We start from the raw sequence: 19,935 nt of genomic DNA on the forward strand, positions 1-19,935 counted from the left end.
CCCGGCCGGACGGACCCTGACCCGGCAGGGCGGACCACCCGGCCGGACGGATCACCTGGCCGGCCGGACCGTGCCGACCGCACATGGCCGGACGCGACCGGGACCGGACCGGACGCGACCGGACCCGGGCCTAGCCCTGACCGAGCAGCCTGTAGCGGCCCTTGTAGTACATCAGCGGGCCGCCCTCCGCGCTCGGCAGTTCGGCCGCCAGCACCCGGCCGATGACCAGCGTATGGTCGCCCGCCTCCACGCGTTGTTCCGTGCGGCACTCCAGGGTCGCCAGGGAGCCGCCCACCAAGGGCGCGCCGCTCACCTCTCCGCGCCTGTACGGGATGTCCTCGAAGAGCAGCCGGTCGCTGATACGGCCCTTCATCGCGAACCGGCCCGCGATGTGCCGCTGGCTCTCCGTCAGCAGGGAGGCCGCCCACAGGGGCTGTTCGGCGAGCAGATCGTCCATGCGGGAGCCCTCGCGGACGCTGACCAGGACCAGCGGCGGTGCCAGGGAGACGGACATGAAGGCCGTCGCCGTCATCCCGGCGTCCTCGCCGCGCGGGCCGTCCGCGCTCATGGGAGGTTCGTGCGCGGTCACCAGCACCACGCCCGCGGCCAGTCGTGACAGGGCGGCGCGGAACTCGTCGTTGCTCACCCCCTCAGGATGGGGGATGGCCTCGGTCAGGGAAGCGGGGGGCGTCTGGAACTGGGACACGGGCGAACGCTAGCTTCCGCCACCGCCCGCCCACATCGGGCCAGGGGACCAGGACCGGACCTAGGACCTCTCGTTTGGATCTTGCCGGGCCGGATCTTGCTGGGCCGGATCCCGCCGGGCCGGATCCCGCCGGGCCCGGGTGCCGGCGCCGGGAGAGAGCGCCCCGGGCGTAAGAGCGTCGTAAGATCACAGAGGACGGCCCGACGGCCCGACGGGCCCCGCACGCGCCCGCCCCCCACGTGCCGTCCGGAATTTGCGTTCAAGAAAGCGGTGGAGCGCTCCCATCAGGCGCTCTTTCCCTTCTCCAGGTCATGTGACTTGAGTCACAGAGTGCACTATTTGTTGACCCTGTGTACCGGGCGAACAGCTCGCTGTGATTCAGTGGCGATGAGAATGCAACACGAGAGCCGATGAGAATCCTGGAGTTGCTGTCGAGGTCTCGGGGAGAGCGAGCAATGGAGACCGAGTCGGAGCCGTATGTCCGTCTTGCGACCCTGCGGCAGTTGCACGAGGCCGTCGCCGAACTCAACACCGCCCGCAGCCTGGCGGACACCCTCCAGACCGTCGCGGACGGTGTCGTCAACGGACTCGGTTACGAGCTGGCGTGCGTCAATGTCGTCCAGGCCGACGGTGATCTCGTCGTCGCGGCCTTCTCCGGCAGCGCCGCGGCCGAAGCGCTGATCACCGGCCGGGTCGGCTCGCGCGGCTCCTGGGACCGCCGGCTCGCGATGGGTGAGAGCTGGGGCGATCTGCGGTTCATACCGCACACCGAGGGCTGGGTGCTGCTGGAGGACGACGTCCCCCAGTGGTACACCGAGGGCCCCGACCCCCGCTTCGAGGACGAGTGGCACCCCCAGGACCGCCTCTACGCCCCGATGTACGCGTCCGGCGGCGGCTGCGAACTGCTCGGGGTCATCTCCGTCGACCGGCCGCGCGGTGGCCGCCGCCCCGGGCCCTGGGGGCAGGAAGCCCTCCAGATGTACGCGTCCCAGGCCGCCATTGCGATCAGTAACGCCCGTCTGCGAGCAAACATGCAGCGCGCTCTCGTCCGGCTCGAACGGGAACAGCAGGCGCTGCGGGCCAGCGAGGAATCCTTCCGTCAGGCGTTCGAATACGCGCCCAGCGGTATGGCCATCGCCGAGATGGGCGGGGACCAGCACGGCCGGCTGCTGCGGACCAATGACGCGCTCTGCCGGCTGCTGGGGCGCCCGGCCTCCGCGATGCGCCGCCACTCCTTCGCCGATCTGGTCCACCCCGAGGACATCGGGACACTGCTGCGCACCTCCGCCGAGGGCGGCCGGGCCGAGCTGCGGCTCGCCCGCCGCGACAGCACCTATGTCTGGGTCTCGCTGCGCAACTCGGTGGTCGCGGACACCGCGGACGGCCCCCGGTTCCTGCTCACCCATGTCGAGGACATCGAGGAGCGCAAGAGCCGCGAACTCCAGCTCGCCCACCGGGCCTCGCACGACTCGCTCACCGGCCTGCCGAACAGCGCGGAACTGCGCTCCCGTCTCAGCGCCCGGCTCTGTTCGCGTCCCCACGCCCTGCGGGAGACCGCCGTCGAGGCGCTGGACGCGGCGTACGGGGGGTACGAGGGCACCGTCCTGTACGAGCCCGGCTACGACGCGTACGACGGCTATGACGGATACGACGGCTACGAGGAGCAGACGGGCAGGGCCGGCGGCGTGCGCGTCGGCGGTCCCGGCGGCACCGGCCCGGCGGGCGGCGGCGCCTTCGACCACCATGTGCACATGGTCGCGCCCGCCGACGACGGCGAGACGGACGACGGTACGAAGGGCCTCGCGGTGCTCTTCTGCGACCTCGACGGTTTCAAGTCCATCAACGACCGCTTCGGCCACAACACCGGCGACGCGGTACTGATCGAGGTCGCGCACCGGCTGACCACGGGGGTGCGGGACGGCGATACGGTCGCCCGGCTCGGGGGTGACGAATTCGTCGTTCTCGCGGACGGCCTGGGGGCGGCGGACGCCGCGGATCTCGCCGTACGCCTGCGGAACGCGATCATTCCGCCGATCCGGGTCGACGGACGGGCGGTCAGGGTCGGCGCGAGCTTCGGCATCAGCTGGGCGGCGTGCGGGATGTCCGTGGAGGAGGTTCTGCAATCCGCCGACCAGCGGATGTACGTCGAGAAGCGGTCCCGCAAGACGGTCCACCGGCGGGCCGGATAGCTGCCCCTGTCCATGGTGAGGCCGCAAGCCCGTGGTGAGGGTGCGAGAGCTCCGGCGCCCGTGCCCCGGAGGCGTCCGATGAGTATCCGGAGGCGTCCCGTACGTATTCGGAGGCGTCCGGCAGGTATTCGGGACAGGGCTGGGACAGAGCCGCTACACGATGTTCACACCCGGGGCCGCAGAGTGGCAAAGCACAGTCAGGGCCCGTCCATGGGCTTGCTCATTCGAGGTAGGCTCGGCCGGTCGGCGACGCTGGCGAGATGGTAAGGAGTGACCCAGGGATGACGGCCGGGAACAACGGCGCGAGCACGCCCGAGGACGACGATCCGTTCGGTTATCTGTACGAGGACGGACAGGCGCAGGGCGGTAATCAGCGACGCCAGGGCGGCTACGGCTACCCCGGTCCCGCGGCGCAGCCCGGTGTGCCCAGGACCTCGTACAACCAGGTCAGAACGGTCGGCGAGCGCCAGTACGGACAGCCGCAGGTCCCGCCGCAGCAGGGCCACGGCCAGCAGCCCGCCTACGGTCAGCAGCCGCAGTACGGTCAGCAGCCCGCCTACGGCCAGGCCGGGGGCCAGGCGTCCTACGGCCAGCAGCCGAGCGCCCCGTACGCCGCTCCCGAGACCTACCCCGGCGCCGACGCCACCCGCCATGTGCCCGCCCAGCGCGGCAGCGGCGGCGGACGCGGCGGCCCCAACACCAGGGGCCTGCTGATCGGTGCCATCGCGGTGGTCGTGGTGGTCGTGATCGGTATCACAGCCGCGGTGCTCTCCAGCGGTGACGACGGCCAGGACGACGAAACGGCTCCGTCCGGCGGTCCGTCGGTCTCCGCCTCCGAGGATTCCGGCGGCAAGCCCAGCGAGGGCGCGTCCGAGAAGCCCGCCGAGGGCATCCAGCTTCCCAAGCAGGACGCGGCGACCCTCAAGCTGGGACCGCCCGCCGCCCTGGACACGGCCATCAAGGGAGCCGAGGGCACGAACGGCGCGTATGTGGCGGGCTTCAACGCCGTCGGCGCGTCCGTGACCTGGACCGCCGATATCGAGAAGGCCGGCGCGTACGCGCTGTCGGTGCGCTACGCCATCCCGGCCAAGGACGCGAACGCGACCCTGACCGTCAACGGCAAGGCGAATTCCAACCCCATCGGCCTGAAGAACTTCATCCATTCCAGTGACCCGAACTGGGAGAAGAACTGGCAGACCACCTGGGCTCCGGTCGAGCTCCAGTCGGGCCAGAACACCATCAAGATCTCCTGCGAGCAGGGCAATCAGTGCGACGCCATCCTCGACTGGCTGGAAGTCACCCCGCCGAAGAACTGACCGGCCCGGTGGGTCCGGCCGCATCGACCGGACCCACCGGTGCGACCGGACCCGCTGCGTCCAGCGGACCGGCTGGTGCGACCGGACTCACCGGTCCGGTGGCCTGACCGACCACCCGTATGAACCCCGCCACCGTCCCGGCCATCGCCTCGCGTGCCGGGACGAGGTATTTCCGGGGGTCCACGGCCGACGGACGAGCCGTCAGATACTCCCGTACGGCCCCGGTGAAGGCCGTGTTGAGGGCCGTACCGACATTGATCTTGACCATGCCGGCCGTGATCGCCCGGCGGATCTCCTCGTCGGGCACACCGGAGGAGCCGTGCAGGACGAGCGGTACGGGGACGGCCGCGCGCAGGGCGGCGATCAGTGTGTGGTCCAGGGCCGCCGTACGCCGGGTCATCGCGTGCGAGGAACCGACCGCGACCGCCAGCGCGTCCACCCCGGTCGCGGCCACGTAGAGCGCCGCCTCGGCCGGATCCGTACGGACACCGGGAGCATGCGGGTCGGGGGGCGCGTCCAGGGGCGGTTCGCCGTCCTTGCCGCCCACCGCGCCCAGTTCGGCCTCGACCCAGACGCCACGGTCATGGCCCAGCCGCACGGCGTCCGCGGTGGCCCTGAGGTTCTCCGCGTACGGCAGCTTCGAGGCGTCGAACATCACCGAGCTGAAACCCGCGTCGAGCGCGGCCCGCAGCAGGTCCGCCGACTCGACATGGTCGAGATGGAGCGAGAGCGGTACGGAGGAGGCGCGGGCGACCGCCGCCGCGGCGGCGGTGACGGGGCCCAGCCGACCGCCGTGGAACCTCACCGCGTTCTCCGAGATCTGGAGGATCGCGGGCGCGCCGGCCCGCTCGGCGCCCTCGGCGATCGCCTCCGCGTGCTCCAGGGTGATCACATTGAAGGCGGCGATCCCATGGCCCCGGGCCGCGGCGGCCGTGACGAGTTCCCCTGTGCTGACGAGTGGCATGTGCTCCCCGGTTTCCTTCCCGGGCCCGCGCCCGAGGCTTCTGCGGCTTGCTCCCTGCGGCCTGCTCCGGCCGCTCCTCCGGCTGCCTTGTTCCTACGACTGCTCCTGCGGCTGCTTCTCCGCTGCTCCTGCGCTGCTCCCGCGCTGCTCCCGCGCTGCTCCCGCGCTGTCTACGCGGGCGGGTGTTCGCTCACCGTGACGCGCGGCAGGAGTTCCGCGTACGCCTGGGCGTCGAACTCGCCCGCCGCCGGGGCCAGTACCGTCGCCGTGGCGAGGGCGACCGCGCGGCTCAGCCGGGCCGGCCAGGGGAGACGCTCGACCAGACCGGAGAGCAGCCCGGCCACGGCGGAGTCGCCCGCGCCCGTCGGGTTGCCCTTCGCGGGGGCGGGCGGGGTCGCCTGCCAGACACCGTCCGGGGTGGCCGCGAGTATGCCGTCCGGGCCGAGTGAGGCGATGACCGCGTGGGCGCCTCGGCGGCGGGCGTCCTGGGCGGCGCGCAGCGGCTCGCGGGAGCCGGTGAGCCCGGCGAGTTCCTCGGCGTTCGGCTTGAGCAGATCGGGGCGCGCGGCGATGCCCCGGCGCAGGGGTTCGCCGCTGGTGTCGAGGAGTACGGGCACGCCCGCGCCACGGGCGCGGCGGATCAGCTCGGCGTACGCGCCCACATGGATGCCCGGTGGCAGGCTGCCGCAGAGGGCGACGGCGTCGGCGCCGGTGAGCAGCCGCTCGTAGGCGCTGAGGAACGCGTTCCACTCGGCGGCCGAGACGGTCGGACCCGGCTCGTTGAGCTGGGTGGTGTCGCCGCTCGTCCCGTCGACCACGGCGATGGTGCGACGGGTGGATCCGGCGATCGGTACGAGCGCGTCCACGGGGCGTGTGATGCCGTGGGCGGGTCCGGTGCCCGGCCGGCGGCCCGAAGCGGCGCCGTGGCGGTGTCCGGAACGGCCGCCGAGCCGGTGGACCGAACCGCCGCCGTCCCTGCCGTCCCTGCCGTCTCCGCTGTCCCGACCGCCCGGGGCGCCGGGGCCCGCGCCCGGCCCCGCACCGGGTCCGTAGGGCGCGCGGTGCCCGAAGCCGGTGCCGGGGCCCGTACCGGTCCTCGGTCCGCCGCGTCCCGGACGGCTCCCCGGTCCGCCACGTCCGCCGTGTCCGCCATGGGCGCCGTGCCCCGGACCGCCGCCCGCGCCCGTGCCGCCCGTACCGGTGAACAGGGCGGGACTCGCCAGCAGTTCGCGCAGGACATCGCCCGTACGGCCGCCCGCGAACCCCGTGACCACCGTCTCGTGGCCCAGCGCCGCCAGCACCCGCGCGACATTCAGGCCCTTGCCGCCAGGGCGTTCGACGACCTCGCTGACGCGGTGCGTGGTGTGCGGGACGAGGGCGGGGGTGCGGTACGTGATGTCCAGCGCGGCGTTGAGCGTCACCGTCAGGATCACCGTCACTCCCGGTGTGGACGAGCGCGGTATGCGAACGCGCGGCCGATTATCGGAGCGATCATGTCAAAAAGAAAGCGGTTGGCCCAGACCCCGGGCCGACCACCTTCCATGAACCCGTACCCTTCCGTACACCCGCCCGTAAGGGCTTGCCGCCCAAGGCCCCCGGATCACCCCAGCCGGGGCGCGACCACCCATTCGCCCTTGTGCAGAACGCCCTTGACCGAGAAACCGGCGTCCAGGACCACCAGATCCGCGTCCTTGCCGGGCTCCAGCGAGCCGACCCGGTCGTCCACACCCAGCAGCCTCGCCGGGTTGGCGGAGACGGCCTGGACGATCTCCTCGACCGGCAGCCGGTCCACGGTCGCCGCCCGCTTGAACGCCGTGTCCAGGGTCAGAGTGGAGCCGGCGATCGAACCGCCCTCCACCAGCCGTGCCACGCCGTCCTTGACCTCCACGGCGAGCGGGCCGAGCTGGTAGAGCCCGTCGCCGAAGCCCGCCGCGTCCATCGCGTCCGTGATGAAGGCGACCCGGCCCCCGCCCGCGCGGTGGAAGGCCAGCTCCAGGGCCGCGGGGTGCAGATGCGTACCGTCGTTGATCAGCTCGACGGTGACCCGCTCGTCCTCCAGCAGCGCGGCGATCGGCCCCGGCGTCCGGTGCCCGAGCGGCGGCATCGCGTTGAAGAGATGCGTCGCGACGGTCGCGCCCGCGTCGATGGCCTCCACGGTCTGCTCGTATGTGGCGTCCGTGTGCCCGATCGCGGCGATCACGCCGTGCTCGGCCAGCAGCCGTACGGAGTCGATACCGCCGGGCAGTTCGGTGGCGAGCGTCACCATCCGTGCCGTGCCGCGCGCCGCGTCGAGCAGTTTGCGCACCTCGGCCGGGTCGGGGTCGCGCAGCAGCGACTCGCTGTGCGCGCCCTTGCGGCAGGGGGAGATGAAGGGGCCCTCGAAGTGGATGCCCGCCAGATCGCCCTGCTCGACCAGTTCGGAGAGCACGCTCGCGCGCTGGGCGAGGAAGTCCATCTCACCGGTGACGGTGGAGGCGACGAGCGTGGTGGTGCCGTGCTCGCGGTGCGTACGGATGCCCTTCAGGACGTCGTCCACGGAGCCGGAGGTGAAGGAGGCACCCCCGCCGCCGTGGTTGTGCATGTCGACGAAGCCGGGGACCAGCCAGTGGCCCGACAGATCGAGGGTCGCGGCGTCGTCCGGGGCGGCGCCCACGATCCGGCGGCCCTCGATGATCACCCGCCCGCCCTCCACGGTCCCGGTGGGCAGTACCACCCGGGCGCCGGTGAGAACGGTGCTTTCGGCGCGTGCGGCCATCAGGCGCTTACCTCCGGGGCGAGTGGGTCGGTGGGGGGATGGGTGACGGTGACGCGGGATCCGGCCGTGGCGCGGGATCCGGTCGTGGGTGGTGCGTCGGTGGCGGACGGTGCGTCGGTGGCGGACGGTCCGGCAGGAGTGCCGGCGGGAGAACCGGCGGCGGTGGATCCGGCGGTGGGTCCGTCGGCGGTGGACCCTTCGGGGGTGGGCCCGTCGGCGGTGGACCCGTTGGTGGTGGACCCTTCGGTCCGGGCCAGCAGGTCCCAGGCCAGCAGTCCCGCGCCCAGGCATCCGGCGGTGTCCCCGAGGGACGCCGGGACGATCTCGGGCAGCTTCTGGAACGTCACGCGCTCCTCGACCGCCGCCCGCAGCGGTGTGAACAATGTTTCCCCCGCCTCGCCGAGACCGCCACCGATGATCAGGGTGCGGGGGTCGAGCAGGGTGAGCGCGGTGACCAGTCCGGCGGCGAGCGCGTCGACCGCGTCGAGCCAGACCCGTACGGCCTCGGGGTCGCCCGACTCCACGGCCTTCGCGCAGTCGGCGGCGTCCGCCTCCGGGTCGCCGCTCGCCGCCGCCCAGGCGCGGCTCACGGCCGCCGCGGAGGCGAGGGTCTCCAGACAGCCGCGCTGTCCGCAGCCGCACTCGGGCCCGTCGGGCCGGACCACGACATGGCCGATCTCGCCCGCGTAGCCGTGCGCGCCCGCCTCGATCACCCCGCCGATGCCGATGGCCCCGGCGATCCCGGTGCCCAGCGGTATGAACATGAACCGGTCGGCGCCCCGGCCGGCACCGAGCCGCCCCTCGGCGAGACCGCCGGTGCGTACGTCGTGCCCGAGCGCGACCGGTACGCCCCCGAGCCGCTCGGCGAGCAGCGCCCGCATCGGTACGTCACGCCAGCCGAGGTTGGCGGAGTACACCGCGATTCCGCGCTCGGCGTCGACGATCCCGGGTACGGCGACCCCCGCGGCGACGGCGCTCTCGCCGAAGTGCTCGGCGCCGTACGCGCGCAGCTCGGCGGCGAAGCCGAGGACGGTCTCCACGACGGCGTCGGGGCCGCGCTCCCTGCCGGTCGCCCGCCGCACCTCGTACAACAGCGCGCCGTCCGCCCCGACCAGGGCGGCTTTCATGCCTGTGCCGCCCACATCCAGGGCGATGACGTGTCTCACGGAGACAGTCTCGCGTGTCGACCCATGAAAGGTCTAGTCCACTGTCCTGGATTGTTGCGCGTCCATACAAACGGCGGATCCCTGTGTGCTCTTGGCCCAGACGTTGCCGAAGCGCAACCGGCCTTCCGTGGACCGTAAACCTCCGGATAGGGGAAAATCACAGATTCATACCGGTGCTTCACGCGGCAGAAGACAAGAAGACAGCAGGCAGAACACCGAAGTACATGAACACCGAAGTACACGGGCGCGACGTACACGAGCACCGGCGTACACGAGCACTGAAGAACAGAGGCGGAACAGAGCTGTGCAGCAGCGCTTTCTGGGAGCGACGGCGGCCGTGGCCGCACTAGGCATGACAATGGCGCTGGCCGGCTGTGGCAGCTCGGCGGGTTCGGGGGACGTCACCCTCAGACTCGTCGCCGCCGACTACGGCAATGGCTCGTCCGACCGGTCCGACAAATACTGGGCCGAGCTGGCGAGGAATTTCGAGTCCGAGCACCCCGGCATCAAGATCGATATCGATGTCCGCTCATGGAAGACCGTCGACCAGGATGTCGCGGACATGGTCGAACAGGGCCGCGCCCCCGACATGGCGCAGATCGGCTCCTACGCCGACTACGCCAAGCAGGACGCGCTCTACACCGCGGACGAAGTGGTCTCCGTACCCACGCAGGCGAACTTCCTGTCGCAGCTCGCGGACGCCGGCAAGGTCAACCGCATCCAGTACGGACTGCCTTTCATAGCCTCGGCCCGGCTGCTCTTCTACAACAAGAAGCTGTTCGAGCAGTCCGGACTGAAGGCGCCCAAGGACTGGGACGACATCGAGTCCGACGCCCAGGCGCTCAAGGCGGCGGGCGTGACGACTCCGATCGCGCTTCCGCTCGGCTCCGAGGAGGCGCAGGGCGAGACCCTGATGTGGCTGCTGGCCGGCGGGGGCGGCTATCTCAACAACGCCGACGACTCGTACGACATCGACTCGGACCAGAACATCAAGACGTTCGAGTGGCTGAAGAAGAATCTCGTCGGAGCGGGGCTGACCGGTCCCATCGCCCCGGCGAAGCTCGACAGGACGACCGCCTTCAAGGCGTTCACCAGCGGTCAGGTCGGCATGCTCAACGGGCATCCGACGCTGCTGCTCGACGCGCGGAAGGCGGGTATCGACGTCGGGATGCTGCCGCTGCCCGGCTTCGACGGCAACGAGAAGCCGTCGATGGGCGTGGCCGACTGGATGATGGCCTTCAAGCAGAACGGCCACGCCAAGGAGATCGGCGCGTTCCTGGACTATGTGTACGAGGACAAGAACGTCCTCGACTTCGTCGGACAGTACGACCTGCTGCCGGTCACCTACAGCGCGAACGACGCGATGGCGGCGGACTCGGCGTACAAGGAACTGAGCACCTTCCAGAAGGTGCTGCCCACCGCCGAGCTGTATCCGTCCGGCAAGAAGTCCTGGGGGAACGTCAGCCAGGACATCAAGGACAACATCGGCAAGGCGGTCGGGCCCGACGGGAACCCCGGGGTCGTCCTGGGGCGGATCGGCCGGGACGCGACGGCGGCGGAGTCCGCCGAGTAGCGTGGCGGCGAGATGACCACGCCCACGCCAGAGTCCGCCGAGCCCTCCGAGCCCTCCGAGTCCGCTGATTCGGGCGAGCCCTCCGAGCCCGCCGCGTCCGTCGAGTCGGCCGAGCCCGCCGCGTCCGCCGGTCCCGGTGAGGGGGGCCGCGTCGCCGGGCTGTCCGCGCGGGATCGCGCCGTGCTCGCCGTCGAGCAGCGCGGCTGGCCGGGGCCCGGCGCCAAGGAACGGGCAATCAGGGAGCAGCTCGGTATCTCCCCGACCCGCTACTACCAGTTGCTGGGCGCGCTCCTGGACGATCCGCGCGCGGCGGAGCACGACCCGGTGACGGTGAACAGACTGCGCCGGATCAGAGCGGCGAGACGAGAGCGCCGCTAAGGGTTGTCCGGCGGAGGGCCTTTGGCGCCTCGGTTTCCGTCCGCCGGGGCCGTCCGCGCCGCTAGGGTCGGGGTATGGGCAGCAACCCGTACCCCGTCCCCCTGCCGGAACCGATCACTCCCGCCGGCGCCGACGGCCTGGCCGCGCTTCTCGCCCGGCCCGGCGGCGCCGTCGTCGCCCTCGACTTCGACGGCACCCTCGCCGAGATCGTCCCCGACCCCGAACAGGCCCGCGCCCATCCGCGCGCCGTCCCCGCCCTGGCGGCCCTGGCGCCGCATGTCGCGTCCGTCGCGGTGGTCACCGGCCGGCCCGCCGGGGTCGCGGTCCGCTACGGCGGCTTCGCCGGGGTGCCCGGCCTGGAGCGTCTCGTGGTCCTCGGCCACTACGGCGCCGAGCGCTGGGACGCCGTCAGCGGCACCGTCCGTACCCCCGCCCCGCACGAGGGTGTCGCGGCCGTCCGCGCCGAACTGCCCGGATTCCTGGAGCGGTTCGACGCCTGGCGCGGTACATGGACGGAGGAGAAGGGCCAGGCGGTCGCGGTCCACACCCGCCGCGCCACCGACCCCCAGGCCGCCTTCGAGGCCCTGCGCGGGCCGCTGGGCGAACTGGCCGCCCGCCACGGGCTGATCGTCGAACCGGGCCGTCTGGTCCTGGAGCTGCGCCCGCCCGGTATGGACAAGGGCGTGGCGCTGCTGGAGTACGTCCGTGAGGTGGGCGCCGAGACCGTCCTCTACGCGGGCGACGACCTGGGCGACCTCCCGGCCTTCGCGGCGGTCGAGAAGCTCCGCTCCGACGGCCACCCGGGCCTGCTGGTGTGCAGCGGCTCGGAGGTCCCCGACCTCGCGGAACGCTCCGATCTCCGGCTCCCGGGCCCCGCGGCGGTGGTGGACTTCCTGGCGGCACTGGCCCGGACCATCGGCTGACACCGCCCGCTCCGCCCGGCCCGTCCGCCCGGTCCTGTCCCGCGCGTTCCTGTCCCCGTACCGTCCCTGTCGGCCCCGCCCCGTCCCAGCCCGGTCCTCCCGGCCCCTCGCGAGCGGCGGGGGGCCGGGCTCGTGTCTCAGATCGCGCGCAGGGCGGTGAGCTGGTCCAGGAACCACTGCTGCGGAGGCAGGGCCGTCGCCGAGGCGGCCAGGCGTTTGGCGCGTTCGGCGCGTTCGTCGAGGGGCATGCTCAGCGCCTCGTGGAGGGCCCTCGCCGTGGTGGTGATGTCGTACGGGTTCACCGCGAGGGCGTCCTCACCCATCTCCTCGTACGCTCCCGCCTCCCGGGAGAGCACCAGCGCGCAGCCGCGCTCCGAGACCACGGGGATCTCCTTCGCCACCAGGTTCATCCCGTCCCGGATCGGATTGACCAGGGCCACGTCCGCCAGCCGGTAGGCGGCCAGGGAGCGCGCGAAGTCGTCCCGGACATGGAGGACGACCGGGGTCCAGCTCTCCGTGCCGAACTCGGCGTTGACCGCGTCGGCCACCCGTCCGACCTCGGCGGTGTAGTCGCGGTAGACCGCCAGATCCTGCCGGGAGGGGTAGGCGAAGGCGACATGGACGACGCGGTCGCGCCACTCCGGGTGGTCCACGAGGAGCTGCCGGTAGGAGAGCAGACCGCGGACGATGTTCTTGGACAGTTCCGTACGGTCCACCCGGACGATGGTCTTCCGGAGATCGTCCGAGCCGTCGGCGGCGTCCCCCGGACGGCCGATCTGTTCGCGCAGGGTGACGATCCGTTCGTCCACATCCGGCCGGTGCGCGCGCTCGCGCAGGAAGTCGGCGTCCGTGCCCAGGCCGTGCACACCGATCCTGGTGTTGCCGGTCCCGCCCAGCAGATCCGTACAGCAGGCCGTGAAGGCGTCCGCCCACCGGCGGGTCAGAAAGGCCGCCCGGTCCGCGCCGAGGATGCCCCGCAGAAGCTGGCGGCCGATGTCGTCGGGCAGCAGCCGGTAGTAGTCCACCGGGGCCCATGGCGTGTGCGAGAAGTGACCGATCCGCAGATCGGGCCGGAGCGCCCGCAGCATCCCGGGCACCAGCGCCAGGTGGTAGTCCTGCACCAGGACCGCCGCGCCCTCCGCGGCCTCGTCCGCCAGCGCCTCCGCGAAGGCGCGGTTGTACGTCTCGTACGAGGCCCATCGCGCGCGGAAATCCGGGCCGAAGGACGGCTCCAGCGGGGTCTGGTAGAGCAGGTGGTGGACGAACCAGAGCGTGGAGTTGGCGACGCCGTTGTACGCGTCCTCGTACACCTCGGGCGCGATCCCCAGCATCCGGACCCGCTGGCCGCCCGTGTCCGCCGGGTCGAGCCGGCCGTCCGTACGCCGTACCGCCTCGCGGTCGCCGTCCCCGAGCGCCGCGCACACCCACACCGCGTCCGCGTCCGCGCCGATGGCCGACAGACCGGACACCAGCCCGCCGCCGCCCCGCTTCGCCGTCAGCGTGCCGTCGTCGCGCACGCTGTACGAGACGGGGCCGCGGTTGGACGCGACGAGGACCTGGGCCCGGGAGGGCGGCTCGGTAACCATGTGGCGAAACCTAGCCCGTCGCGTAAACGCTCAAACGTACGGACGGTGTGGTCTGCGCCCGGTGCGGCGGCCCGCCGTCCTTGAGGTCCTGTCCGCCGGACAGGGCCTACGGGACAACCCTTAGCGGCGGCCGCGGGTCGCGGCCAGTGCCACCACCCCCGCGCCGGTCAGCGCGAGCGCCACCCCGCCCAGCAGCCACAGCCGTTCGGCCGCCCCTCCGGTGTCCGCGAGCTGCCCTTGCAGGGACCCGTAGAGCGGCTCGTGCGGGGGCTGGTGGGAAAGCTCCTGGAGCGGCTCGTGGAGAGGACCGCGGAAAGGCTCGTGGAAAGGCTTGTGGAAAGGCTCGTGGACCGGCATCCGCAGGGGCCCGGACCCCTGAAGGGGTACGTGTGCCAGGGCCGACGCCTGTCCCGGTGCCAGCAGCACCAGCGTCCCGGCCAGCACCCCGAAGAATCGGCAGATAATCAGATGTTTTGCCCTCATAAGGGCGCAATGTAGGCAATCGGTGAGGTGATCCGCGGTTACGCCGCGCGTCCGGACGTGTACTCCGCGATCTCGCGTACCGGTGGCCGTTCCTCCGTGTCCACGGAGTAGGTGCGCGGTACGAAGCCGTGCTCGCCCCGGTCGAACTGCGTCAGCTCCGGCCGTACCAAGTGCGCCCGGGACAGCCGCAGTTGGGCCGTACGGTAGATGGCCGCGGCCATTCGCCCCAACGCCCGGTCGTCCTGGTGGCGGTGGAACCGCACCCCCACGTCCACCTGCCCCAGCGCGTCCAGACCGACCGTGTGCAGCGCGTCCACGAGCAGCCCCAGCTCCACGCCGTACCCGACGGGGAAGGGCAGCCGCTCCAGCAGTGAGCGGCGCGCGGCGTACTCCCCGCCCAGCGGCTGGACGAACCCCGCCAGCTGAGGCCAGTGCAGATTCAGCAGCGGACGCGCCACCAGCTCGGTCACCCGCCCGCCCTGGGCGCCGGCCGCCGCCCCGCCCATGCCGTCGCGCGTGCCGCCGCCCGCGCCGTAGCGGCCCACGCCCACGTCGTCCGCGCCCACGTCGCCCACGCCGTCACCGTCCGCGCCGTCACCGTCCGTCCCGTCCTCCCGCAGCGGGCGGTCGTACATCGCCTTCACGAAGTGCACATCGGAATCGGTCAGCAGCGGTCCCACGGTCCCGGACACGAAGTCGGCCGAGAACCGCCGCAGATCGGCGTCCACGAAGCACACCACATCGCCGCTCGTCACCAGCAGTGACCGCCACAGCACCTCGCCCTTGCCGGGCAGTGCGGGCAGCCGCGGCAGAATCGCGTCCCGGTGCACCACCCGCGCGCCCGCCGCCGCGGCGACCTCCGCCGTACGGTCGGAGGAGCCGGAATCGATCACCACCAGCTCGTCGACGAGTGGCGCCCGCTCCATCAGCTCGCGCCGGATCACGGAGACGATCGCGCCGACCGTCGCCTCCTCGTCGAGCGCGGGAAGCACCACGCTCACCGTGGTGCCGCGCGCGGCCTTCGCCACCAGGAGCCGGTCGAGCGTACGGTCGGCCGCTGACCAGGAACGCCTGGTCAGCCAGCGTTCCACCTCTTCCAGCACGGTCGGTACTCCCTGACGTGTTCCATGAACGTGACCCGCGAATCCGGTCGGGAACCGGGCCGGAACCCGGTGGGACGCGACCCGCGAATCCGGTCGAACGTGATCCATCTCGCGGTGCGGACCACTATCTCAACCGTCCGCTCCTTCGGTTACAGTCTTGAACAACACGTATGACCGCCGCATGCCGGGGGTCGTAACGCGGAAAAACGCGCCGGACCTGGTCCGGTGCCATAGCGCTCATCCAGAGGGACTGAGGGAACGGCCCGTTGAAGTCCCGGCAACCCTCCCGCCGACCGCGAGGTCACGGTGGGGAAGGTGCCAATTCCGTCTTGCGGCGAAACGCGTCGTAAGGAAGATGAGGAGAAAGGGCCTCGCCATCATGGCTGTGCAGACCGTCCACCACGCCAGCGGCACCGTTGATCTCGGACCCGCCGCCGCCCTCTCGTGCCGCGAATGCGGAGAGCGATTCGAGCTCGGTCCCCTTTTCGCCTGTGCGAGCTGTTTCGGGCCGCTCGAAGTCGCGTACGACCTGCCGAGCGGCTCCCCCGAAGAGCTCAAGAAGCGGATCGCGGACGGCCCGGACAACATCTGGCGGTACGCGTCACTGCTGCCCGTCCCGGCCGATGTGGCCTCGAAGCCGAACATCAACCCCGGTTTCACCAAGCTGGTCAAGGCCGACAATCTCGCCCGTGAACTGGGTATCACCGGCTCCCTGCACATCAAGGACGACTCCGGCAATCCGACGCATTCCTTCAAGGACCGTGTCGTCGCCATCGCCGTCGAGGCCGCCCGCGCCTTCGGTTTCACCACACTCTCCTGCTCCTCCACCGGCAATCTGGCGGGCGCGGTCGGCGCCGCAGCCGCCCGCGCCGGCTTCCGCTCCTGTGTGTTCATCCCGCACGACCTGGAGCAGGGCAAGGTCGTCATGGCCGCGGTGTACGGCGGTGAACTCGTCGGCATCGAGGGCAACTACGACGACGTGAACCGTTTCTGCTCGGAGCTGATCGGCGATCCCCTGGGCGAGGGCTGGGGCTTCGTCAACGTCAACCTCCGTCCGTACTACGGCGAGGGCTCCAAGACACTCGCGTACGAGATCTGTGAGCAGCTCGGCTGGCGGCTGCCCGACCAGATCGTCATCCCGGTCGCCTCCGGGTCGCAGCTCACGAAGATCGACAAGGGTCTCCAGGAACTGATCAAGCTGGGGCTCGTGGAGGACAGGCCGTACAAGATCTTCGGCGCCCAGGCCGAGGGCTGCTCGCCGGTGTCCACCGCCTTCAAGGCCGGACACGATGTCGTACGGCCGCAGAAGCCCGACACCATCGCCAAGTCCCTGGCGATCGGCAACCCGGCCGACGGCCCGTACGTCCTGGACATCGCCCGTCGCACCGGCGGCGCGGTCGAGGACGTCGACGACGAGCAGATCGTCGACGCGATCAAGCTGCTGGCGCGCACCGAGGGCATCTTCGCGGAGACCGCGGGCGGGGTGACCGTCGGCGTGACCAAGAAGCTGATCGAGGCGGGAGTGCTCGACCCGGCGCTGACGACCGTGGTCCTCAACACGGGTGACGGACTGAAGACCCTGGACGCGGTGGCGCCGACGACGGGCCCGACCGCGACCATCCGCCCGAGCCTGGACGCGTTCCGCGACGCCGGTCTGGCCCGCTGACCGGCCGCCCGGCCCGATGACCCGGCCCGGCCCGCTCACCCGCGATCCGGCCCACCGACCCCGACGACGTCACGGAAGACGGAAGGCAGAACACCCAACATGAGCGTCAACGTCCGCATCCCCACCATTCTCCGTACGTACACCGGCGGCAAGGCCGAGGTCCCGGCCGAAGGGGCGACCCTCTCCGAGGTCATCCAGTCCCTGGAGGCCAGCCACCCCGGTATCGCCGCGCGGGTCCTGGACGACCAGGGCAAGTTGCGCCGCTTCGTGAACGTGTACGTGAACGACGACGACGTCCGCTTCGAGCAGGGCCTGGAGACCGCGACCCCGGCGGGCGCCGGCGTCTCGATCATCCCCGCGGTCGCCGGAGGCTGACTCACGGGCCCCCGGGCCCGCCCCTTTCGTGGCGACACCGGGTGACCGGTATGGCTCCCTCCGCAAGAGAAGCGGAGGGAGCCATTCTTTATGGTTGAACGCGATAGAGTGTGGGAACGCCCCTCCGCCGCCCATCCGGCGCGCGTATGAGAACGCGACAACATAGGGCTGAAGTCATCGCGCTGTTTGCACTTTAGGTGCGCTTTGCCCGGCCCGACTTGCCCGGGAACGCAGCGAATTCGTCGCTATGCGTGTTCGGCCATGCCCATAATTCTCGTCCGATTGACCTGTTGCAGAGGGCAGTTGGGCAGATACATTCAGCCGCGGTCGACGCGTTCCGGCGCGAAGTGTGGCCCCTGGAAGGGCCAGTAATAGGGGAGTTAGGCATGGCTCAGGGCACCGTCAAGTGGTTCAACGCGGAGAAGGGCTACGGCTTCATCGCGGTAGACGGTGGTGCGGATGTTTTCGTCCACTACAGCGCGATTCAGATGGACGGTTACCGCACCCTTGAAGAAGGTCAGCGAGTGGAGTTCGAGATCTCGCAGGGCCAGAAGGGTCCGCAGGCGGACATGGTCAAGCTCGCCGTCTGATCCCGGCGCGATCGGCCACCGACGCACGCAGTTCACGGCTCACGCCGAGGGGTCCGTATCCCGGAGACGGGATACGGACCCCTCGTGCGTGTCCGGGCGCGGGTGGCGCGCGGCCGGCGTGGGTACGGCGCCCGGATGAGCGGGCGCGGGTGGCACGCGGCCCGGCGTGGGGACACCGCCGGAGTCCGGGGGCGCTTGCACTCTCGGGGGTCGAGTGCTAATCATTGGCGTTAGCACTCTGCGAGTGAGAGTGACAACTTAAGGACCGGGTCGGTGAGGCCCGAAGAGCCGGTGGGGCAAGGAACCGCACGGCTCTCAGGCCGTCCGTCGCGGGCGCCAGCGCGGTCCGGAGCAATCCACCCCAGTCCGGGAGGACCACTTCACATGGCCAAGATCATCGCGTTCAACGAGGAGGCACGGCGCGGTCTCGAGCGCGGGATGAACCAGCTCGCCGACGCCGTCAAGGTCACCCTTGGCCCCAAGGGTCGCAACGTCGTCCTCGAGAAGAAGTGGGGCGCCCCCACGATCACCAACGATGGTGTGTCCATCGCCAAGGAGATCGAGCTCGAGGACCCGTACGAGAAGATCGGCGCCGAGCTGGTCAAGGAAGTCGCCAAGAAGACGGACGACGTCGCCGGCGACGGTACGACCACCGCGACCGTGCTGGCCCAGGCGCTCGTCCGCGAGGGCCTGCGCAACGTGGCCGCCGGCGCCAACCCGATGGCCCTCAAGCGCGGCATCGAGAAGGCCGTCGAGGCCGTCTCCGGCGCCCTGCTGGAGCAGGCCAAGGATGTGGAGACCAAGGAGCAGATCGCTTCGACCGCCTCCATCTCCGCCGCCGACACCCAGATCGGCGAGCTCATCGCCGAGGCCATGGACAAGGTCGGCAAGGAAGGCGTCATCACCGTCGAGGAGTCCCAGACCTTCGGTCTGGAGCTCGAACTGACGGAGGGTATGCGCTTCGACAAGGGCTACATCTCCGCGTACTTCGCCACGGACATGGAGCGTATGGAGGCGTCCCTGGACGACCCGTACCTCCTGATCGTGAACTCCAAGATCGGCAACGTGAAGGACCTCCTTCCGCTGCTGGAGAAGGTCATGCAGTCGGGCAAGCCCCTGCTGATCATCGCGGAGGACGTCGAGGGCGAGGCGCTGTCGACCCTGGTCGTCAACAAGATCCGTGGCACCTTCAAGTCCGTCGCCGTCAAGGCCCCGGGCTTCGGTGACCGCCGCAAGGCGATGCTCAACGACATCGCCATCCTCACCGGCGGCACGGTCATCTCCGAGGAGGTCGGCCTCAAGCTGGAGAACGCCGGCCTGGACCTGCTGGGCCGCGCCCGCAAGGTCGTCATCACCAAGGACGAGACCACCATCGTCGACGGTGCCGGTGACAGCGACCAGGTCGCCGGCCGGGTCAACCAGATCCGCGCCGAGATCGAGAACAGCGACTCGGACTACGACCGCGAGAAGCTCCAGGAGCGTCTGGCGAAGCTGGCCGGCGGCGTGGCCGTCATCAAGGCCGGTGCCGCGACCGAGGTCGAGCTGAAGGAGCGCAAGCACCGCATCGAGGACGCGGTGCGCAACGCCAAGGCCGCCGTCGAGGAGGGCATCGTCGCCGGTGGTGGCGTGGCTCTGCTCCAGGCTGCCTCGGTCTTCGACAAGCTGGAGCTGGAGGGCGACGAGGCGACCGGTGCCAACGCCGTCAAGCTCGCGCTGGAGGCCCCGCTCAAGCAGATCGCCGTCAACGGTGGTCTTGAGGGCGGCGTCGTCGTCGAGAAGGTCCGCAACCTGACGGTCGGTCACGGTCTGAACGCCGCGACCGGCGAGTACGTCGACATGATCGCCGAGGGCATCATCGACCCGGCGAAGGTGACGCGGTCCGCGCTGCAGAACGCGGCCTCCATCGCCGCGCTGTTCCTGACCACCGAGGCCGTCATCGCCGACAAGCCGGAGAAGGCCGCCGCGGCCGCTCCGGGCGGTATGCCGGGCGGTGACATGGACTTCTGAGCCTGACGGCTCCTCGGAGCCGGCCGGTTCGGACGCGGTCCTGGTACGTACCGAGGGCGGCACCCCTTTCGCGGGGGTGCCGCCCTCGGGCGTTTCCCGGGCCGTGTCCCGCGGCTTGTAAGGATCCGCCGGGCTCATGACATATGAGAGATGTG

15 protein-coding genes, 3 pseudogenes and 1 riboswitch are annotated in these 19,935 nt (G+C 70.9%); of the genes and pseudogenes, 9 read left to right on the forward strand and 9 right to left on the reverse strand.

Annotated elements, in window-relative coordinates:
- Nucleotides 1–130: 130 nt before the first annotated feature.
- Nucleotides 131–706 (reverse strand): flavin reductase family protein, encoded by a 576-nt coding sequence (locus ACWGDX_RS13875; RefSeq protein ID WP_453625301.1) that lies wholly within the window; start codon nucleotides 704–706, stop codon nucleotides 131–133.
- A 455-nt stretch (nucleotides 707–1,161) separates the two neighbouring features.
- On the opposite strand from ACWGDX_RS13875, the gene cdgB reads away from it, so the two are divergent.
- On the forward strand, nucleotides 1,162–2,895 hold the full coding sequence (gene cdgB, locus ACWGDX_RS13880; RefSeq protein WP_453625303.1) for a diguanylate cyclase CdgB: 1,734 nt from the start codon (nucleotides 1,162–1,164) through the stop codon (nucleotides 2,893–2,895).
- A 281-nt stretch (nucleotides 2,896–3,176) separates the two neighbouring features.
- Nucleotides 3,177–4,211: a CBM35 domain-containing protein gene (locus ACWGDX_RS13885; protein WP_453625305.1), complete on the forward strand. Its 1,035-nt coding sequence runs from the start codon at nucleotides 3,177–3,179 to the stop codon at nucleotides 4,209–4,211.
- Here the strand turns inward: ACWGDX_RS13885 and ACWGDX_RS13890 are convergent.
- From ACWGDX_RS13890 to ACWGDX_RS13910, 5 genes and pseudogenes are all read right to left on the reverse strand, one after another.
- Complete coding sequence (locus ACWGDX_RS13890; RefSeq protein WP_453625307.1) at nucleotides 4,192–5,175, reverse strand: class II fructose-bisphosphate aldolase; 984 nt, start codon at nucleotides 5,173–5,175, stop codon at nucleotides 4,192–4,194. The two genes, ACWGDX_RS13885 and ACWGDX_RS13890, sit on opposite strands and share 20 nt — an antisense overlap.
- A 170-nt stretch (nucleotides 5,176–5,345) precedes the next feature.
- Nucleotides 5,346–6,038, reverse strand: a pseudogene (locus tag ACWGDX_RS13895) (1-phosphofructokinase family hexose kinase); the annotation flags it as partial.
- Between the two features lie 354 nt (nucleotides 6,039–6,392).
- Nucleotides 6,393–6,608, reverse strand: a pseudogene (locus tag ACWGDX_RS13900) (PfkB family carbohydrate kinase); the annotation flags it as partial.
- 167 nt (nucleotides 6,609–6,775) lie between these two features.
- On the reverse strand, nucleotides 6,776–7,930 hold the full coding sequence (gene nagA, locus ACWGDX_RS13905; RefSeq protein WP_453625309.1) for an N-acetylglucosamine-6-phosphate deacetylase: 1,155 nt from the start codon (nucleotides 7,928–7,930) through the stop codon (nucleotides 6,776–6,778).
- A gap of 251 nt (nucleotides 7,931–8,181) precedes the next feature.
- A pseudogene (locus tag ACWGDX_RS13910) lies at nucleotides 8,182–9,057 on the reverse strand (ROK family protein); the annotation flags it as partial.
- Nucleotides 9,058–9,400: 343 nt separating this feature from the next.
- Here ACWGDX_RS13910 and ACWGDX_RS13915 point away from each other — a divergent pair.
- From ACWGDX_RS13915 to otsB, 3 genes are all read left to right on the forward strand, one after another.
- A complete protein-coding gene (locus ACWGDX_RS13915) occupies nucleotides 9,401–10,669 on the forward strand; it encodes an ABC transporter substrate-binding protein (RefSeq protein WP_453625311.1) in 1,269 nt (422 codons plus the stop codon).
- A gap of 12 nt (nucleotides 10,670–10,681) precedes the next feature.
- Nucleotides 10,682–11,047, forward strand: coding sequence for a DUF3263 domain-containing protein (locus ACWGDX_RS13920; protein WP_453625313.1), 366 nt, complete (start codon nucleotides 10,682–10,684; stop codon nucleotides 11,045–11,047).
- Nucleotides 11,048–11,121: 74 nt separating this feature from the next.
- Nucleotides 11,122–11,970 carry a trehalose-phosphatase gene (gene otsB, locus ACWGDX_RS13925; RefSeq protein ID WP_453625315.1) on the forward strand — a complete coding sequence of 283 codons (849 nt, stop codon included), beginning with the start codon at nucleotides 11,122–11,124 and terminating at the stop codon, nucleotides 11,968–11,970.
- 137 nt (nucleotides 11,971–12,107) lie between these two features.
- On the opposite strand, the gene ACWGDX_RS13930 is transcribed toward otsB, so the two are convergent.
- The 3 genes from ACWGDX_RS13930 to ACWGDX_RS13940 form a co-directional block, all read right to left on the reverse strand.
- Nucleotides 12,108–13,556, reverse strand: coding sequence for an alpha,alpha-trehalose-phosphate synthase (UDP-forming) (locus ACWGDX_RS13930; protein WP_453625317.1), 1,449 nt, complete (start codon nucleotides 13,554–13,556; stop codon nucleotides 12,108–12,110).
- Nucleotides 13,557–13,676: 120 nt separating this feature from the next.
- Entirely contained in the window at nucleotides 13,677–14,039 is a 363-nt protein-coding gene (locus ACWGDX_RS13935; protein WP_453625319.1) for a hypothetical protein, read from the reverse strand.
- A 38-nt stretch (nucleotides 14,040–14,077) separates the two neighbouring features.
- A complete protein-coding gene (locus ACWGDX_RS13940) occupies nucleotides 14,078–15,142 on the reverse strand; it encodes a glucosyl-3-phosphoglycerate synthase (protein WP_453625320.1) in 1,065 nt (354 codons plus the stop codon).
- Nucleotides 15,143–15,376: 234 nt separating this feature from the next.
- Nucleotides 15,377–15,504: riboswitch (SAM riboswitch) on the forward strand.
- Nucleotides 15,505–15,521: 17 nt separating this feature from the next.
- Between ACWGDX_RS13940 and thrC the strand changes: the two genes are divergently transcribed.
- From thrC to groL, 4 genes are all read left to right on the forward strand, one after another.
- Nucleotides 15,522–16,808 carry a threonine synthase gene (gene thrC / locus ACWGDX_RS13945; RefSeq protein ID WP_453625322.1) on the forward strand — a complete coding sequence of 429 codons (1,287 nt, stop codon included), beginning with the start codon at nucleotides 15,522–15,524 and terminating at the stop codon, nucleotides 16,806–16,808.
- Nucleotides 16,809–16,907: 99 nt separating this feature from the next.
- On the forward strand, nucleotides 16,908–17,183 hold the full coding sequence (locus ACWGDX_RS13950; protein ID WP_093596123.1) for a ubiquitin-like small modifier protein 1: 276 nt from the start codon (nucleotides 16,908–16,910) through the stop codon (nucleotides 17,181–17,183).
- 386 nt (nucleotides 17,184–17,569) lie between these two features.
- Nucleotides 17,570–17,773 (forward strand): cold-shock protein, encoded by a 204-nt coding sequence (locus tag ACWGDX_RS13955; protein ID WP_005315736.1) that lies wholly within the window; start codon nucleotides 17,570–17,572, stop codon nucleotides 17,771–17,773.
- Between the two features lie 384 nt (nucleotides 17,774–18,157).
- Nucleotides 18,158–19,780, forward strand: a complete 1,623-nt coding sequence (gene groL, locus ACWGDX_RS13960) for a chaperonin GroEL (RefSeq protein ID WP_453625324.1) — start codon at nucleotides 18,158–18,160, stop codon at nucleotides 19,778–19,780.
- Nucleotides 19,781–19,935: the final 155 nt, after the last annotated feature.

The organism is Streptomyces sp. NPDC055025 (genome assembly GCF_053608565.1).

What these genes read in the sequence shown, in the direction of transcription:
- cdgB (WP_453625303.1), top strand. Translation starts at nt 1,162, where the DNA reads ATGGAGACCGAGTCGGAGCCGTATGTCCGTCTTGCGACCCTGCGGCAG.
- ACWGDX_RS13885 (WP_453625305.1), top strand. Translation starts at nt 3,177, where the DNA reads ATGACGGCCGGGAACAACGGCGCGAGCACGCCCGAGGACGACGATCCG.
- ACWGDX_RS13890 (WP_453625307.1), bottom strand. Translation starts at nt 5,175, where the DNA reads ATGCCACTCGTCAGCACAGGGGAACTCGTCACGGCCGCCGCGGCCCGG.
- nagA (WP_453625309.1), bottom strand. Translation starts at nt 7,930, where the DNA reads ATGGCCGCACGCGCCGAAAGCACCGTTCTCACCGGCGCCCGGGTGGTA.
- ACWGDX_RS13920 (WP_453625313.1), top strand. Translation starts at nt 10,682, where the DNA reads ATGACCACGCCCACGCCAGAGTCCGCCGAGCCCTCCGAGCCCTCCGAG.
- otsB (WP_453625315.1), top strand. Translation starts at nt 11,122, where the DNA reads ATGGGCAGCAACCCGTACCCCGTCCCCCTGCCGGAACCGATCACTCCC.
- ACWGDX_RS13930 (WP_453625317.1), bottom strand. Translation starts at nt 13,556, where the DNA reads ATGGTTACCGAGCCGCCCTCCCGGGCCCAGGTCCTCGTCGCGTCCAAC.
- ACWGDX_RS13935 (WP_453625319.1), bottom strand. Translation starts at nt 14,039, where the DNA reads ATGAGGGCAAAACATCTGATTATCTGCCGATTCTTCGGGGTGCTGGCC.
- thrC (WP_453625322.1), top strand. Translation starts at nt 15,522, where the DNA reads ATGGCTGTGCAGACCGTCCACCACGCCAGCGGCACCGTTGATCTCGGA.
- ACWGDX_RS13950 (WP_093596123.1), top strand. Translation starts at nt 16,908, where the DNA reads ATGAGCGTCAACGTCCGCATCCCCACCATTCTCCGTACGTACACCGGC.
- ACWGDX_RS13955 (WP_005315736.1), top strand. Translation starts at nt 17,570, where the DNA reads ATGGCTCAGGGCACCGTCAAGTGGTTCAACGCGGAGAAGGGCTACGGC.
- groL (WP_453625324.1), top strand. Translation starts at nt 18,158, where the DNA reads ATGGCCAAGATCATCGCGTTCAACGAGGAGGCACGGCGCGGTCTCGAG.